This window comes from Nocardioides sp. BE266 (genome assembly GCF_031457855.1).
Lineage (GTDB): Bacteria > Actinomycetota > Actinomycetes > Propionibacteriales > Nocardioidaceae > Nocardioides.
The window spans coordinates 87,838-104,082 of sequence record NZ_JAURTI010000009.1; the positions used below are offsets into that span (position 1 = coordinate 87,838).

The window sequence follows — 16,245 nt, forward strand, 5'->3', positions numbered from 1 at the left end:
CGATACTATCGCGGCCGCTCGCGCTCCCAACCGTTGAGGAGGACAGGGTCCCAGTGAGCCACACCGTCACTGGACCCGGTCGCCGGGTCTCGTTCCGCAGCCTGCCGTGGGCCGTCGTCGCGCCGCTGCTGGCCTACGTCGTCGTCGTGCTCGCCGGCATCACCACCTCCTCGGTCGGCGCCGACGAGCTGCGCGCCGACCCCGCACACCCGACCGGGGTGATGCTCGGGGAGGCGCGCAGCACCCGGGCCGACGAGTTCCTCACCTCCACGCCACTGTCGCTGGGGGTGGCCGAGACCGGGCGGTCCGAGGACCTCAACCCGCTCACGGCCCCGCAGGCCTACCTGAACCTGGTCCCGACCGGACCGGCGACGGCGTTCCTCTTCGCCGACGGGTCCGCGCTGCGGCTCGGTCCGTGGCTGCCGGACGCGATGCTCTTCGCGGCCAAGTTCTGGCTCGGCACGCTGTTGCTGCTGCTCGCTGCCCCGGCGTGGTTCCGCGAGCTCACGGGCAGCCGCTGGATCGGGTGGTTCGCCGCGGCCCTGGTGCTCCTCTCCCCGGCCAACGCGTGGTGGTCCAACACCCACGCCACCCTGCTCGGCTTCACGCTGGCCGGCGCGGTCGCGCTCCAGCGCGCGGCTCACGCCACCGGCGACGGCCGGTGGTGGCGCGCCGGTCTCTGGGGCGTGGCCGGTGCCGCGCTGCTCGTGCGGACCCCGCTCTTCTACCCGCCCTGGGCCGTCGTCGTGGTGCCGGTGGTGCTGCTCGGCACGGTCGCCGGTCTGCTCGCCACCCTGCCCGGTCGTCGTCGTACGGTCGCGGCGGTGGGTGGCGTCGGGGCGCTCACCCTGCTCTTCCTGGCCGCGATCTATCTCGAGAACCGCGACGCCATCGCCGCGACCAGCGGCACCGTCTACCCGGGGGCCCGCGTGCTCACCGGCTCGGCCAACGCCGTCCAGGCACTCTTCGGTGCGACCAACCTGCGCGTGCTCGCCGACGGCGTCGAGGTCGCCGGGTCCAACTCCTCGGAGATCTCCTCCGGCTTCACCGTCGCGCTCGTGCTGGCCGTGCTGCTGCTCGCGCGCGGTGTCGTCTGGCGGGTGCCGGGCCAGCGGTGGGCCGTGGTGTCGATGATGGCGCTCACGGGCTTCTGGCTGCTGTGGTCGACCGTCGACTTCGGCACCTTCGGGTCCAGGATCCCGCTCGTCAACCAGGTGCCGTCCGCACGCTCGACGCAGATCATCGGCCACCTCGGCGTCCTGCTGCTGTGCCTGGTCCTGCCCGCCGCGCGTGACCGGGGTGCCCGCTCCTGGTCGCTGATGGCGGCCGGCACCACGGCCGTCGTGGCGGCGTACGCCGGCTCGCTCCTGCGCGTGCAGTCGGTCCCCGCCCTCACCGTCGGCGGCATCTGGCTGGCCGCGCTCGCACTCGGCGTGACGGTGTTCGTCCTCACGCTGCGGCCGCGGCACGTCGCCGGCTACGCGCTCGGCGGTGTCCTCGCGCTCTCGCTGGTGTGGCAGGTCAACCCGGTGATCGTCGGCCTCGGCGACCTCCGCGGCAGCGCCGTCGCGCAGCGGATGGAGGAGCTGGGCGACCAGACCCGCGCCGACGGGGGAGCGTGGGCCACCGACCACTACTCGGTCGACTCGCTGCTGATGGCCACGGGCGTCCCGGCGTTCTCCGGCCGGCAGATGTCCGGGCCCGACATGGCGACGTGGAGCCGGCTCGACCCGGGCCGTGAGCACGAGGACGTGTGGAACCGCGGCGGCTCCTACATCTGGTTCTCCTGGTCGGGCCGCAAGGAGCTCGAGTGGACCAACCCGAGCCCCGACGTCATCCACATCGCGGGCTCGCCGTGCGTGGTGGCCGACCGGCTGCCCCGCCTGACGACCGTGGTGGCGCGGCGCGAGCTCGACCTCGACTGCCTGGAGCCCGAGGAGTCGTTCACGTGGGGTGGCGAGGAGCGCTGGGTCTACTCGGTGGTCCGCTGACCCGGGCGATAGCCTGTGCCCGCCATGCCCCGCCAGGATCCTCCCCAGCAGCCGCCCCCCGTCCAGCGCCTCCGGGTGCGCTACGCCAAGCGCGGCCGGCTGCGGTTCACCAGCCACCGCGACTTCTCCCGCGCCTTCGAGCGCGCCGTGTTCCGCGCGCGCATCCCGATGGCGTACTCCTCGGGCTTCAACCCGCACCCGCGCATCTCGTACGCCGGTGCGTCACCGACCGGCGCTGCCAGCGAGGCGGAGTACCTCGAGCTCGCGCTGGCCGAGGTGCTGGTGCCCGCCGAGGTGCACCGCCAGCTCGACGAGTCGCTGCCGCCCGGCCTCGACGTGCTCGCCGTGGTCGAGTCGCCCGGCGGCTCGCTCTCCGACCTGCTCCAGGCCAGCCGCTGGCGGATCGAGGTCGACGTCCCTGCAGCGGACGCCGAGCGCGCCGTCGCGGCGTTCCTCGCCGCCGACGAGGTCTCGGTCGAGCGGATGACCAAGCGCGGGCTGCGCACCTTCGACGCCCGCGGCGCGGTCACCTCGCTCGCGGTGGTCGCTCCTGACGAGGCCGCGGCCGACGGCACGTCGACCGTCGTCGAGCTCGTGCTGCGCCACGGCGAGCCCGCCGTGCGGGCCGACGACATCCTCACCGGCATGACGCAGCTCGGCGGGCTCACGCCCGGCGGGCCGGCGCTGCTGACCCGGCTCGACCAGGGCCCCTACGACGAGGCGACCGGCGAGGTCGGCGACCCCTTCGCCAGCTGAGCCCGTCCGGCCAGGTGGGCCGAGATCGCCTCGCGCACCGGGCCCGCGACGGAGTCCCACGCCCAGGCGTCGTGGGCGTGCTCGGCCGCGGCCCGCATCGTGGCGGCGTAGCGCTGGGTGTCGCGGGCCAGGTCGACCGCCTCGGCCAGCGCGCCGTCCCACTCGTGGTCGCGCGCCAGCCGCCCGGTGACGCCGTCGGTGACGGCGCGGTCGAGCGACGGCGTGTGCGAGGCCACGGTCCAGGTGCCCACCACGGCGGCCTCGAAGAACTTCAGGTCGGACTTGCAGACGTTGAAGGCGTTGTGCTGGAGCGGCGCGATGTTGACCTCGACCTCGGCGATCGAGCGCTGGAGGTCGACGTAGTGCATGAACGGCACGAACTCGATGCGGTCGCGGAACTCCTCCAGCGGCCCGACGTCGTCGAGGAACCCGGCGACCCGGATCGACACGTCGTCGTCGCGCGCCAGGAGGCGGGCGAGCGCCGGCGCGGCGACGGTGAAGTCGCGCACGTGGGACGGGGTGCCGCTGAAGTAGCCGATGGTGACCGGGCCGGTCCGGGCGTAGCCGGAGGCCTCCTTGGCCTGCCAGAGCTCGCGGCTGTGGTCCTGCTGCACCCGGTTGAGCACGTTGGGCACGACGTGGACGCTGCCGGTGGGCAGGTGCCGGGACAGCGCGGTGCGCAGCGTCTGGTTGGTGGTGAGTGCGCCCTCACAGAGCCGCAGCGTGGCGTTGAGTCGGCCCATGTAGGAGAACCACACGTCCCAGTCCAGGCTCACCGAGGGGTCGCGGCCCAGGGAGTCCATCACCAGGTCGGCGTAGGACGTGTCGAAGACCAGGTCGTCGGTGTCGAACAGCAGGGGTACGCCGGCGCGCTCGGCGGTCGCGGCGAGACGTCGTACGTGCCCGCCGTAGCGGTGCCGGGCGAGCACGATCGCGTCGAGGCGGGGGACCACCGAGAGGACCGAGGGGATGTCGTCGTCGCTGAACCAGGCCGCCGACATCGCGCCGGACCGGTCGCTGTTGACGGCCTCGACGACGTTGGCCACCCGGTAGCGGAAGGTGCTGGTGTCGGGCTGGCCGTAGAACCACGCCACCTTGACGTCGCCGTCGAGCAGGCGGCCGACGCGCTGGGTGACCGTGCTGTCCCACAGGACCGGCAGCGGCCCGGACCAGCGGGGGAGGTCAGCGAACATCGTCGGACCGCATGACGCCGGCGAACCGCTCGACGAGGGCGTCGACGGTCGGGGCGAGGCTGGTGTTCCAGTCGCGCTCGATGCCGTCGGCGCGCAGGTTGGCGCTGCGCTGCGCCCGGTCGTCGGACAGCGCGAGGAGCCGGCGCATCCCGTCGAGCAGGCCGTCGACGGTCGACGGCGCGGTGAGGATGTTGGCGGAGTAGTCGGAGAGGTCCTGCTTGCTGCCGTGGGTGTTGGTCAGCACGGGGACCCCGGCCGCGGCGAGGTCGAGCGGCGGGTAGGACGGGTGCGGGGTGTCCATCAGCACGAGCGCGGCGTCGATGGTGCGCACCAGCGACGTGTAGTCGAGCCAGTTGAGGCCCTCGACCACGAGCGGCTTGGCGTCGCGCGGGAACGTCAGGTCGGGCGTGCGGCGGCCGACCAGGTGCAGCTCCCACTGCTCGGGGTCGATCAGTCCCTCCTCGACGGCGCGGGCGAGCACGGTGCCGCCGCGCCAGAAGAGGTTGCGCGCGTTCTCCGGGCGCGAGTAGAAGAACAGCCGCCGCTTGCCCTCGGGCCGGTCCGGGAGCTCGGCGTCGCGGGGGAGCCCGCCGGGGAAGGCCGGCGTGAGCGGGATCGCCTCCTCGGCGAGGTGCGGGTAGTTGTCGGGCGAGCCGAGGTGGTCGAGCAGGCGCTGGGTGTTGACCACGACCGCGAAGCCGCGCTCGTCCAGCGTCTCGCTGCACATCAGCCGCTCGTCGCCGAAGGCGTAGAACATCCGCTCGTCCTCCTGGAGGAGGTAGAGCACCTGCGCACGGTCGAGGGTGCTGCCGAGGGTGGCCCGGGTCGTCCACCACGACGTGGTCATGACGATCTCGTTGTCGGAGACCGCGAGGTCCTGGTCGCCCCCGACGGGGACGTACGCCGTCTCCAGTGCGCCCTCGAGGCGGACGCCCGCAGCCTGCTCCAGGGTCCGTACGACGCTGGGGTCGGGCTCCTCGGTGCGGGTGGCGATGCGCAGCGCGGCCCCGAAGCGGTTGGCCAGCAGGATGGCGAGGATCACCGAGGTGCCGACCCCGCCGAACAGGCTGGAGGGCCCGACGCTGTCGGTGAGGACCGTCACGCGCGGACCGGCCGAGGCCAGGTGGGCGATCGGGAGGGGCGCGAGCTGGGCCCACTGCTGGGCGAAGAGGCTGTCGAAGTAGGGCTCGCGGAGCTGGCCGCGCGGCGCGATCCGGCCCTCGTGGCGGCCGAACCGCAGGAAGTGGGTGAGCGGGTTGGCGCCGCTCTTCGCGACGTCGGCGTTCTGCCGCTGGTAGCCCGTGGTGGAGAAGAGCTCGCTCGGGTCGTCGCCGCGTCGGGCGCCGAAGCGGAGGTAGTGGCGCACCGGGTCGGCGTCGGCGGGCAGGTCGGGGTGGAAGTGGCGGTAGTAGTCGGCGTCGAAGAGCCCCGACTCCAGGATCAGCTCGACGTCCTCGGCGAGCGGGTTCATGCTGCGGCCCTCGGCCTGGCCGACGCGAAGGTAGTGCACGAGCGGGTTGATCCGCGAGGTCTTCACGTCGGGGTTGCGCTGGAGGTAGGCACGCGAGGAGAACGCCGCCGACGGGTCCTTGCCGTTGAAGCCGCCGCGCTTGAGGTAGTGCTCGATGGCGTCCTTGCCCTGCTTGCGCAGCTGGGGGTTCTGCTCGAGGTAGTAGGCCTCGTCGAAGAGCTCCGACTCGCGCAGCAGGTCGACGTCACTGATCTCGCGACGGTGGATCTTGCGCTCTGTGGTGGCCAAGGCCGGGATCCCCCTGGGACTCTGCGTGACTCTGCGGTGCGGGTGCCCCGGGAGCATATCGGTGGCCGCCGGCCCCGGGCGGAGCGCGTGTCTTGGGGCGACCGTGGCCCGGTGTGCGATACTCGCCACGTTCGACGCCCCGACCACCGTCGGGATCCGTCGAGCCGACGACGTTCTCGCCGGTCACCCTTGTTCTCTTGGGGAGTGCCCGGCACCCCGGACGGGTGGACGTCACCGGACCGCGACGCGGCCTCCGGAGTTGGTGACAGCGACTCCGAACGGGCCCGGCGACCGCGGCAGGTGACAGAAAGCCGCCGGTGACGCACACGCGGAGGGTGTCGCCGCCACAGAAGCTTTGCGCCCGCCACGATCGCCAGTCGAGAGCGGTGGACGCCGTATCCGGCACCGACAGGGTGCCCGAGGAGCACCACATGCTCGATTCCGACCAGCCCGACACCACCGAGGCCGGCAGCGGCTCTGCCGAGTCGCCCGCGGCGTCGCCCGTGGCGCCGGCTGCGCCCGTGGTCACCCGACGCACCCGCAAGGCGCCGGCCAAGAAGGCTGCTGCGGCCCCCGCCGCCGAGACCACGCCGGCGGACGCGTCCGCCGAGGCTCCTGCCGAGCAGGCCGAGGCCCCCGCCGCGAAGAAGGCCGCTGCCCGCAAGGCGCCCGTCAAGAAGGCCGCGGCGAAGAGGACGGCCAAGAAGGCCGCGGCCGCCACGCCTGCCGACGACGCCGCCGAGCCCGCGGCCGAGGTCGAGGCTCCCACCGAGGCTCCCGCCGCGAAGAAGGCGGCCGCCAAGCGGACTGCCAAGGCACCCGCCAAGAAGGCGGCCGCCAAGAAGACCGCCGCCGCGCCCGCCGAGGACGCCGCCGCCGAGACCGAGGGCGCCACCACCGACGCGGCCACTGACGCCGCCACCGGGCACGCCGTCCTCTTCCAGGCGCCCGTGGTCACCACCACCCGCCGTACGCGCAAGAAGGCCGAGCCCGCTCCCGCCGAGCAGCCGGCCGACGCCGACCAGGCGCAGCCGAGCGACGCCGAGCCCGCCGAGCAGGCGCCGGCGAAGAAGTCCAGCGCGAAGTCGGGCAAGAAGACCGGCAAGAAGGCCGCCGCGAAGAAGGCCGCCGCTCCGGAGCCCGCCGCCGACGAGGTGGACGAGGACGCTGAGTCGACCGAGACTGCCGAGACCACCGAGACTGCCGAGGGCGACGAGGCCACCGAGGCCGGGTCGACCGAGTCGGCCGACGGCCAGGACGGCGACGGCGAGGGCGGTCCCGCCCGCCGCCGGCGCCGCCGTGGCGGCCGCCGCCGGCGCAAGTCCTCCGACGCCGGGGGAGAGGGCGCCGACGACGCCGAGTCCGGCGACGAGGTCGCCTCCGAGGAGGCCGAGGCCACCACCGGCGACTCCGATTCCGCTGACTCCGGCGAGGGCAACGGCGAGGGCTCCTCGCGTCGTCGTCGGCGGCGCCGCCGTGCCGGTGAGGAGGGCGCGTCGGAGGACGACGAGCCGAACACCGTCACCCGGGTCCGCAGCCGTCGCTCGGCGGAGGACCAGATCACCGCCGTCTCCGGCTCGACCCGTCTCGAGGCCAAGAAGCAGCGCCGCCGCGAGGGTCGCGAGGCCGGCCGCCGCCGCGCCCCGATCGTGAGCGAGGCCGAGTTCCTCGCCCGCCGCGAGTCGGTCGACCGCGTGATGGTCATCCGCCAGCGCAAGGAGCTGACCCAGATCGGCGTGCTCGAGGACCGCGTGCTCGTCGAGCACTACGTCGCTCGCGAGTCGCAGACCTCGCTCATCGGCAACGTCTACCTCGGCCGCGTGCAGAACGTGCTGCCGTCGATGGAGGCCGCCTTCATCGACATCGGCAAGGGCCGCAACGCCGTCCTCTACGCAGGTGAGGTCAACTGGCAGGCGCTCGGCCACAAGGAGGGCGCGCCCCGCAAGATCGAGTCGGTGCTCTCCAGCGGCCAGATGGTCCTGGTGCAGGTCACCAAGGACCCGATCGGCCACAAGGGCGCCCGCCTCACCAGCCAGATCAGCCTGGCCGGCCGCTTCCTGGTCTACGTCCCGGACGGCACGACCTCCGGCATCTCGCGCAAGCTGCCCGACACCGAGCGCAACCGCCTCAAGACGCTGCTCAAGGAGATCGTCCCCGACACCGCCGGCGTCATCGTGCGCACCGCGGCCGAGGGTGCCAGCGAGGACGAGCTCACCCGCGACGTCGAGCGCCTGAAGTCGCGGTGGGAGGACATCGAGAAGAAGTCCTCCAACAAGGGCTCCGGCCCCCAGCTGCTCTACGGCGAGCCCGACCTGACCCTCAAGGTCGTCCGTGACCTGTTCACCGAGGACTTCTCCAAGCTCGTCATCGAGGGCGACGAGGCATGGGACACCGTCCACGGCTACGTCGAGTCGGTGGCGCCCGACCTCGCCGAGCGCGTCGAGAAGTACGAGCGCAACGGCGCCGGCGACGTGTTCTCGACGTACCGGATCGACGAGCAGATCCACAAGGGTCTCGACCGCAAGGTCTGGCTGCCCTCGGGCGGCTCGCTGATCATCGACCGCACCGAGGCGATGACCGTCGTCGACGTCAACACCGGCAAGTTCACCGGTTCGGGCGGCAACCTCGAGGAGACGGTCACCAAGAACAACCTCGAGGCAGCCGAGGAGATCGTGCGCCAGCTCCGGCTGCGCGACATCGGCGGCATCATAGTCGTCGACTTCATCGACATGGTCCTGGAGTCCAACCGCGACCTCGTCGTACGACGTCTCGTGGAGTGCCTCGGCCGTGACCGCACCCGCCACCAGGTCGCCGAGGTCACCTCGCTCGGCCTGGTGCAGATGACCCGCAAGCGGATCGGCACCGGTCTCCTCGAGGCCTTCAGCGAGAACTGCGAGCACTGCCACGGCCGCGGCGTGGTCATCAAGGACCAGCCCGTCGACCCCGGCGCGAGGAGCGAGGACGGCGAGGGCCGGCGCAGCAGCCGCCGTCGCGGCCGCCGCGGCGCCTCCGGTGAGGGCAACGACAACGCCAACGGCAACGGAGGCGACAAGCCGGCCGAGCACCACGCGCCGTCGCCGAAGGACGTCGCCGCGATGGCGCGCCACGACAAGCCCGCCGACGAGGCAGCGAACGAGACAGCGGACCAGGCAGCGGACCAGGCAGCGGACCAGGCAGTGGAAGAGGCTCCTGCCGAGACGTCCGACGTGACGCCTGCAGAGGTCCCGGCCGCGGAGACCACGGCCGAGACGCCGGCCCACCAGGCGCAGGCCGACGCTCCCGCCGCGGAGACGTCCCCGGCTCCTGAGGCAGGGTCCGAGCCAGCGGACGAGCCGGTCGAGGAGCCCGTCGGGGGGCAGGCCGCCGAGCCGGCCGCCGAGGAGGCGCCGGCCGAGGCCGAGAAGCCGCGGGTGGTCACGCGCACGCGTCGCCGCTCCGCCAGCCGCCCGGCCGGACCGCCGACGCTGCCCGAGGCCGACCCGGTCCCGGCGGCCACCGCCGGTGTGGCCGGCACCCTGCCGGACTCCGGTGCCGTGGAGCCGGGCACCGCCGAGGTCGAGCCCGGTGCCTCCACGCCGTCGGCCGACGACGCCGAGGCGGCGGCCGAGGCACCGCACGTCGAGCACGTCCCGATCAAGAAGAAGGGCTCGCGCAAGCGCTGAGCCCGGCCTGGGAGGGTGGCCGGACGTCGTTTTGCCCGGTCGCCACCCGATCCCGTACGCTTGACCCTCGGTGCTCAACACACCACCCTGCGCGCCCGCCCCGCGGCGTACCTCGCCCGAAGTTCAGGCGGTGTCGTGCGCAGACCCCAGTTCTATCTCGAATGTTCGCAGTCTGACGAAGGAGTGAGTCGCCGTGTACGCAGTCGTGCGCGCTGGCAGCAAGCAGCAGAAGGTTGCCGTGGGCGACGTCATCAACATCGACAAGACCGAGGCCGCCCAGGGTGACACCCTGACGCTCCCGGTCGTCATGGTCGTCGACGGCGAGAAGGTCACCGCGACCGGTCTCGACAAGGCCTCCGTGACCGTCGAGGTCACCGGTGCCGCCAAGGGCCCGAAGATCGTCATCCAGAAGTACAAGAACAAGACCGGCTACAAGAAGCGCCAGGGTCACCGTCAGAAGTACACCCAGGTCAAGGTCACCGACATCTCCCTCTGAGCTCTGCTCGAGGTCGACTCACTCCTAAGGACTGAACAATGGCTCACAAGAAGGGTGCTGCGAGCACCAAGAACGGCCGTGACTCCAACTCCCAGCGCCTCGGCGTGAAGCGCTTCGGCGGCCAGGTCGTCGGCGCGGGCGAGATCATCGTGCGACAGCGCGGCACCCACTTCCACCCGGGCACCGGTGTGGGCCGTGGCGGCGACGACACCCTGTTCGCCCTGCAGGCCGGCGCCGTCGAGTTCGGCACCCGCCGCGGTCGCCGCGTGATCAACATCGTTCCCGGCGAGTGACGTCACCGCGACACTGATCAACTTCTGCGAAGGGCGTCCCTGTCTAGGGGGCGCCCTTCGTGCTTTCGAGGCGTACGCCTCATCCACTGACAGGAATCTCCATGGCCATCCCCACCTTCGTCGACCAGGTCACGCTGCACCTCGCGGCCGGACGGGGCGGCAACGGCGTGGCCTCGGTGAAGCGGGAGAAGTTCAAGCCGCTCGGTGGCCCTGACGGCGGCAACGGTGGCCAGGGCGGCTCGATCATCCTCGAGGTCGACACCAGCGTCACGACCCTCGTCGACTACCACCACAGCCCCAAGCGCAAGGCCGACAACGGTGGCCAGGGCGCCGGCGACCACAAGAACGGCGGCAACGGCAAGGACCTCGTGCTGCCCGTGCCCGACGGCACGCTGGTCAAGGACGAGCACGGCAACGTGCTCGCCGACCTCGTGGGCCACGGCACGACCGTCGTCATCGCTGCCGGTGGCCGCGGCGGCCTCGGCAACGCCGCCCTCGCCTCGTCGAAGCGCAAGGCTCCCGGCTTCGCGCTCCTCGGTGAGCCGGGCGACGAGCTCGCCGTACGCCTCGAGCTGAAGGTCGTCGCCGACATCGGCCTCGTCGGCTTCCCGAGCGCCGGCAAGTCCTCGGTGATCGCCGCGATCTCGCGGGCCCGGCCCAAGATCGCCGACTACCCCTTCACCACCCTCATCCCCAACCTCGGCGTGGTCACCGCGGGCGAGACGACCTTCGTGGTCGCCGACGTGCCCGGCCTCATCGAGGGTGCCGCTGAGGGCCGCGGCCTCGGCCACGACTTCCTGCGCCACATCGAGCGCTGCGCCGCGCTGGTCCACGTCGTCGACACCGCGTCGATCGAGCCCGGCCGCAACCCGGTCGACGACCTCGACGTCATCGAGGGCGAGCTCGCGCGCTACGGCGGGCTCGAGGACCGGCCACGCCTGGTGGCCCTCAACAAGGTCGACGTCCCCGACGGCCAGGACATCGCCGACATGGTGGTCGAGGAGCTGCGGGGCCGTGGCCTCCGGGTCTTCGAGATCAGCGCCGCGTCGGGTGCGGGTCTGCGCGAGCTGACCTTCGCGATGGCCGAGATCGTGGTCGCGGCCCGCGAGGACGCGCCTGCGGCCGAGCCCGAGCGGATCGTGCTGCGTCCCAGGGCGGTCGACGGCGGCGACGACTTCGAGGTCGTCGCGACCGAGGATGGCTGGCGGGTGCGCGGCACCAAGCCGGAGCGCTGGGTGCGCCAGACCGACTTCAGCAACGAGGAGGCCGTGGGCTTCCTCGCCGACCGCCTCAACCGGCTCGGTGTCGAGCTCAAGCTCGCCCAGATGGGCGCGCAGGAGGGCGACGCGGTCCTCATCGGCACCGACGCGAACTCGGTCGTCTTCGACTTCAAGCCCAGCATCGAGGCGGGAGCCGAGATGCTCGGCCGCCGCGGCGAGGACGAGCGGTTCCGCGAGGACCGTCCGGCCCGCAGCCGTCGCCGCGACATCGACGAGGCGATGGAGACCAAGTCCGAGGAGGAGGCGCGAGCCGACGTGGCGCGCCGCCTCGACGCCGAGCGGAAGAAGAAGGGCCCCAATCGCAGCACCGGCAGCTCCGGCGTGGGCCCGATGGCCTACGAGATCGGCTCGAAGGACGACCCCGACTGGGACGGCAGTGACGACGACTGACCGGCCGGCCACCAGGTCCGAGCTGGTCGGCGCCGCCAAGCGCATCGTCGTCAAGGTCGGCTCGTCGTCGCTGACCACCGCCGCCGGCGGCATCGACCCGGCCCGCGTGCGCCAGCTGGTCGAGGTGCTCGCAGCCGCCCGTGACGGCGGCGCCGAGCTCGTGCTGGTCTCCTCGGGCGCCATCGCGGCCGGCCTGGCACCGCTGGGCCTGAAGAAGCGCCCGCGCGCGCTCCCGGCGCAGCAGGCGGCCGCGTCCGTCGGGCAGGGCCTGCTGGCCCACCGCTACCAGGAGGAGTTCGCCCGGCACGGCATCGTCACCGGCCAGGTGCTGCTCACCGTCGACGACGTCACCCGCCGCGCGCACTACCGCAACGCCCACCAGACCTTCGCCAAGCTGCTCGAGCTCGCCGTCGTCCCGATCGTCAACGAGAACGACACCGTCGCCACCTCCGAGATCCGCTTCGGCGACAACGACCGGCTGGCCGCGCTGGTCGCGCACCTCGTGCACGCCGACCTGCTCGTGCTGCTGTCCGACGTCGACGGCCTCTACGACGGCCCGCCCAGCCGCCCCGGCTCCCGGCTGATCCCGGTGGTGCACTCCGAGGCCGACCTCGCGTCGGTGACCATCGGGTCCGCCGGCTCGTCCGGGGTCGGCACCGGCGGGATGACGACCAAGGTCGACGCGGCCCGGATCGCGACCGGCGCCGGCATCGACGTCGTACTGACCTCGGCGGAGCAGGCCGCGGCCGCCCTCTCGGGCGCGGAGGTCGGCACCCTGTTCGAGGCGACCGGCAAGCGTCGGCCGACGCGGCTGCTGTGGCTCGCGCACGCCACCTCGGGGCAGGGCACGCTCACCCTGGACGCAGGTGCCGTACGAGCCGTGGTCGAGCGGCGTGCGTCGCTGCTGGCGGCCGGGATCACCGCCGTCGGGGGCAGCTTCGTCGCCGGCGACGCGGTCGACGTGCTCGACCCGTCGGGCGCCACGGTCGCACGAGGCCTGGTGAACTTCGACTCCGACGAGCTCCCCGCGCTCCTCGGTCGCTCGACCCAGGACCTCAAGGCGGCGCTCGGCGCGGCCTACGAGCGCGAGGTCATCCACCGCGACGACCTGGTCCTGCTCTAGCTCGCACGTCTCCCGCCGATGAACTTCCATGCGTGTGCGTGGAAGTTCAGGCCCGATGGGGGCTGCCCACGCTGAGGCGCCGATGAACTTCCACCCGACTGCGTGGAAGTTCAGGCCCGATGGGGGCTGCCCACGCTCACGTGCCGATGAACTTCCACGTGTGTGCGTGGAAATCCATCAGGAGCGGGCGAGGACCGCCTGCGGCGGTCCTGCCCGCTAGCGTCGCTCCATGGACGACGCGCGCGAGCCGCTGCACCGGACGCCGGAGGAGGTCGCGGAGGACGAGGAGTTCTTCCGGTGGTACGGCGCGTGGGACGCGCTCGACCCCGACGGCGTCGTCAAGCTGATGACCGGCTTCGACCGGCCGTGGTGGATCGTCGGTGGCTGGTCGATCGAGGCCTTCACCGGACGCCCGCGCGAGCACGAGGACGTCGACGTCTCGATCCTCGGCTGCGACCTCACCGCGTTCCGCGAGCACGTCGGCGACGACTGGAACCTCTGGAGCAACCACGGCGGGACGCTGCGGCCGTTCAACGACCGCCACCCCGAGGTGCTCGACGTCGGCAGCCAGGTGTGGATCCGCAGGAGCGCCGCGGAGCCGTGGGTGATCGACATGGTGCCGACCCCCGACCGCGACGGGCTGTGGACCAACAAGCGCGACCCGGACCACGTCGCGCCGCTGGACGACGTGACGTGGGTCGCCGACACCGGCGTGCGCTACCAGCGCCCCGAGATCACCCTTCTCTACAAGGCGGTCCAGAGCCGGCCCAAGGACGAGCGCGACCTGTCGGTGACGTGGCCTCTCCTCGACGCGGACGCCCAGGACTGGCTGCGCGCGGCCGTGGGTCGGCTGTACCCCGACCATGCGTGGCTCGAGCGCATGACCTGAGTCCGCTCAGCCGGCGGCCGTCACGCTGCTGTCGAAGGCCTTCAGCAGCGTGATCACCGCGGGCCGGGGCACGTTCGGCGCCTTGACGCCGAGGTTGCCGAACTCGACGGCGGCGAAGGACGCGAGGAGGTCGTCGGTGTGGACCAGCGCGCTGGTGGCCGTGCCGCTGCCGGGGACCGCGATGGCGAGGCCGGTGTCGCCCTCGTCGACCGGGAAGGTGTCCTTGCCCTTCTGCGACGCCAGCGCGTCGGCCTGTTCCTGCGGGATCGGGCCGGTGGTCAGCCGGAGGGTGCGGTCGCGCCCGGGGTTGCGGTAGAGGCACTGGATCTTGCCGGCCCCGTTGTCGGAGCCGCGCGCGGTCGTCGCCGTACCGATCACGGCGCGGACCTGCGGGTCGTCCTGGCCGGGGCACGCCTCGGGCAGCAGCACCTTGGGCTGGTCGTCGCGCTCGAGCGAGAGCGAGTCGAGGACGGCGAGCAGCTTGTCGGTGGTCGCCTTGCGCTTGGCCGGGTCGAGCTCGTCGAAGCGACGGGCCGCGCTGTCCTTCGCTATCACCCAGAAGCCCACCTCCTCGTTCGCGTGGTAGCCGTAGCCGTTGACGGAGAGGATGTCCGAGGTGGTGATCGCGGCGTAGCCGCGGTCGGTCGCCGTGCCGCCGGCCGAGGAGAGGATCCGGTTGACGTTGTCGGGACCGAACTTCCCGAGGAACCAGCCCCAGGCGACGACGTCGACGTCGTTGCCGTCCTTGCCGGGGTAGCTCACGACGCAGCCGTACTTGGGCGTGTCGTCCTGGATGAGCGCCCCGATCGCGTCGAGCAGCGTGATGGGGCCGGTGAGCTCGGTGTGCAGGCGGACCGACTCGAGCTGGGCCTTCGGGACGAAGGGCTGCCACTCCTGCGGGTCGAGGCTCTCGCACGGGTTGGTGTTCTCCGCCGCCGCGGGGTCGGCGGTCGGCTCGGGCTCGGCGGGGTCGGCCGACTCGGTGGGATCGGCGTCGGTGGACCCCGACGTCCCGCTGCTCGGCCCGCCGTCGCCGTCCGCAGGGTCGGACGAACCGCCGCTGCAGCCGGCGAGGAGCAGCGCGGCGAGCAGCACGGGGAGCAGCGGGGCGAGGAGGGGGCGGAGTCCGGACCGAGCGGGCGTCGTCATGGTCGCCATCCTGCCCGTTCGCCTGCTGGGTAATCCTCGTGGGTGCCTTCCGCGGGTCGCCCCGTAGGCTTGGCAGGTCATGAGCGAGCGCATCGTCTACCTCGACCACGCCGCGACCACGCCGATGCTGCCGGTCGCGGTCGAGGCGATGACCCGTCAGCTCACCGGGGTCGGCAACGCGAGCTCGCTGCACGCCTCCGGTCGCGGCGCCCGCCGCGTGGTGGAGGAGTCGCGCGAGACCATCGCCGGGGTCATCGGCGCGCGTCCCGGCGACGTCGTCTTCACCTCCGGCGGCACCGAGTCGGACAACCTCGCGCTGAAGGGGATCTTCTGGGCCAGGCGTGGGGAGGACCCGCGCCGCACCCGCATCCTCTCCACGGCGATCGAGCACCACGCCGTCCTCGACCCGCTGCACTGGCTGGCGGAGAGCGACGGCGCCGAGGTCGAGCTGCTGCCCGTCTCGGCGCAGGGCGTGCTGGACCGCGAGGCGCTGCGCGACGCGGTGTCCCGGGACCCGGCCTCGGTCGCGCTGATCTCGGTGATGTGGGCCAACAACGAGGTCGGCTCGCTGCAGCCGGTCGACGAGGTGGTGGCCCTCGGCGCCGAGCACGGCATCCCGGTCCACAGCGACGCGGTGCAGGCGCTCGGCCAGGTGCCCGTGGACTTCGCCGGCTCCGGTGTCGACGCCCTGACCTTCACCGGCCACAAGGTCGGTGGCCCCTACGGCGTCGGTGCCCTCGTCGTACGCCGTGACCTGACCGTGAGCGCACTGGTGCACGGCGGCGGCCAGGAGCGCGACATCCGCAGCGGCACCCTCGACGTGCCCGCGATCGCCGGCCTCGCAGCCGCGGTCGAGGCCTCGGTCAAGGACCAGCACGAGCACGCCGTCCGCGTCGCGGCGCTGCGCGACGACCTGGTGCGCCGGGTCATCGAGGTCGTGCCCGACGCCCACCTCCACGGCGCGCCGATGGGCCCGATGCGGCTGCCCGGCAACGCCCACATCGGCTTCCCCGGCTGCGAGGGCGACTCGCTGCTGATGCTGCTCGACGCCCGCGGCATCGAGTGCTCGACCGGGTCGGCCTGCTCCGCGGGCGTGCCCCAGCCCTCCCACGTGCTGCTGGCGATGGGCTGCGACGACGACCAGGCCCGTCACTCGCTGCGCTTCTCCCTCGGCCACACCACCACGCCGGCCGACGTCGACGCCCTCGTCGAGGCGATCGGACCCGTCGTGGAGCGGGCGCGGGCCGCGAAGGGGCGCTGAGCC

Annotated in this window: 12 protein-coding genes; 9 read left to right on the forward strand and 3 right to left on the reverse strand. The window is 72.7% G+C overall.

Annotation, left to right across the window (positions count from 1 at the left end; genetic code table 11):
- Positions 1 to 53 precede the first annotated feature (53 nt).
- Positions 54 to 1,991, forward strand: a complete 1,938-nt coding sequence (locus J2X46_RS21570; RefSeq protein ID WP_310254242.1) for a hypothetical protein — start codon at positions 54 to 56, stop codon at positions 1,989 to 1,991.
- A gap of 15 nt (positions 1,992 to 2,006) precedes the next feature.
- On the forward strand, positions 2,007 to 2,747 hold the full coding sequence (locus tag J2X46_RS21575; protein WP_397215607.1) for a TIGR03936 family radical SAM-associated protein: 741 nt from the start codon (positions 2,007 to 2,009) through the stop codon (positions 2,745 to 2,747).
- Here J2X46_RS21575 and J2X46_RS21580 read toward each other — a convergent pair.
- The gene (locus J2X46_RS21580) at positions 2,702 to 3,940 is read right to left on the reverse strand and encodes a glycosyltransferase (protein WP_310254245.1); all 1,239 of its coding nucleotides are present in this window, start codon (positions 3,938 to 3,940) and stop codon (positions 2,702 to 2,704) included. The genes J2X46_RS21575 and J2X46_RS21580 overlap by 46 nt on opposite strands.
- A complete protein-coding gene (locus J2X46_RS21585; protein ID WP_310254247.1) occupies positions 3,930 to 5,699 on the reverse strand; it encodes a hypothetical protein in 1,770 nt (589 codons plus the stop codon). Before J2X46_RS21585 ends, J2X46_RS21580 begins: the two co-directional genes overlap by 11 nt.
- A 431-nt stretch (positions 5,700 to 6,130) precedes the next feature.
- On the opposite strand from J2X46_RS21585, the gene J2X46_RS21590 reads away from it, so the two are divergent.
- From J2X46_RS21590 to J2X46_RS21615, 6 genes are all read left to right on the forward strand, one after another.
- Positions 6,131 to 9,361, forward strand: coding sequence for an Rne/Rng family ribonuclease (locus tag J2X46_RS21590; RefSeq protein ID WP_310254249.1), 3,231 nt, complete (start codon positions 6,131 to 6,133; stop codon positions 9,359 to 9,361).
- Between the two features lie 193 nt (positions 9,362 to 9,554).
- Entirely contained in the window at positions 9,555 to 9,857 is a 303-nt protein-coding gene (rplU, locus tag J2X46_RS21595) for a 50S ribosomal protein L21 (RefSeq protein WP_310254251.1), read from the forward strand.
- A 38-nt stretch (positions 9,858 to 9,895) separates the two neighbouring features.
- On the forward strand, positions 9,896 to 10,150 hold the full coding sequence (gene rpmA / locus J2X46_RS21600) for a 50S ribosomal protein L27 (RefSeq protein ID WP_090967377.1): 255 nt from the start codon (positions 9,896 to 9,898) through the stop codon (positions 10,148 to 10,150).
- 101 nt (positions 10,151 to 10,251) lie between these two features.
- The gene (gene obgE, locus J2X46_RS21605) at positions 10,252 to 11,820 is read left to right on the forward strand and encodes a GTPase ObgE (protein WP_310254253.1); all 1,569 of its coding nucleotides are present in this window, start codon (positions 10,252 to 10,254) and stop codon (positions 11,818 to 11,820) included.
- Positions 11,807 to 12,943 (forward strand): glutamate 5-kinase, encoded by a 1,137-nt coding sequence (proB, locus tag J2X46_RS21610; RefSeq protein ID WP_310254255.1) that lies wholly within the window; start codon positions 11,807 to 11,809, stop codon positions 12,941 to 12,943. The genes obgE and proB overlap by 14 nt, the downstream gene beginning before the upstream one ends.
- Before the next feature lie 229 nt (positions 12,944 to 13,172).
- Positions 13,173 to 13,832, forward strand: a complete 660-nt coding sequence (locus J2X46_RS21615) for a nucleotidyltransferase domain-containing protein (protein ID WP_310254258.1) — start codon at positions 13,173 to 13,175, stop codon at positions 13,830 to 13,832.
- Between the two features lie 6 nt (positions 13,833 to 13,838).
- Here the strand turns inward: J2X46_RS21615 and J2X46_RS21620 are convergent, their stop codons facing one another.
- Positions 13,839 to 14,981: a hypothetical protein gene (locus J2X46_RS21620; protein WP_310254259.1), complete on the reverse strand. Its 1,143-nt coding sequence runs from the start codon at positions 14,979 to 14,981 to the stop codon at positions 13,839 to 13,841.
- 79 nt (positions 14,982 to 15,060) lie between these two features.
- On the opposite strand from J2X46_RS21620, the gene J2X46_RS21625 reads away from it, so the two are divergent.
- Positions 15,061 to 16,242, forward strand: coding sequence for a cysteine desulfurase family protein (locus J2X46_RS21625; protein WP_310254260.1), 1,182 nt, complete (start codon positions 15,061 to 15,063; stop codon positions 16,240 to 16,242).
- Positions 16,243 to 16,245: the final 3 nt, after the last annotated feature.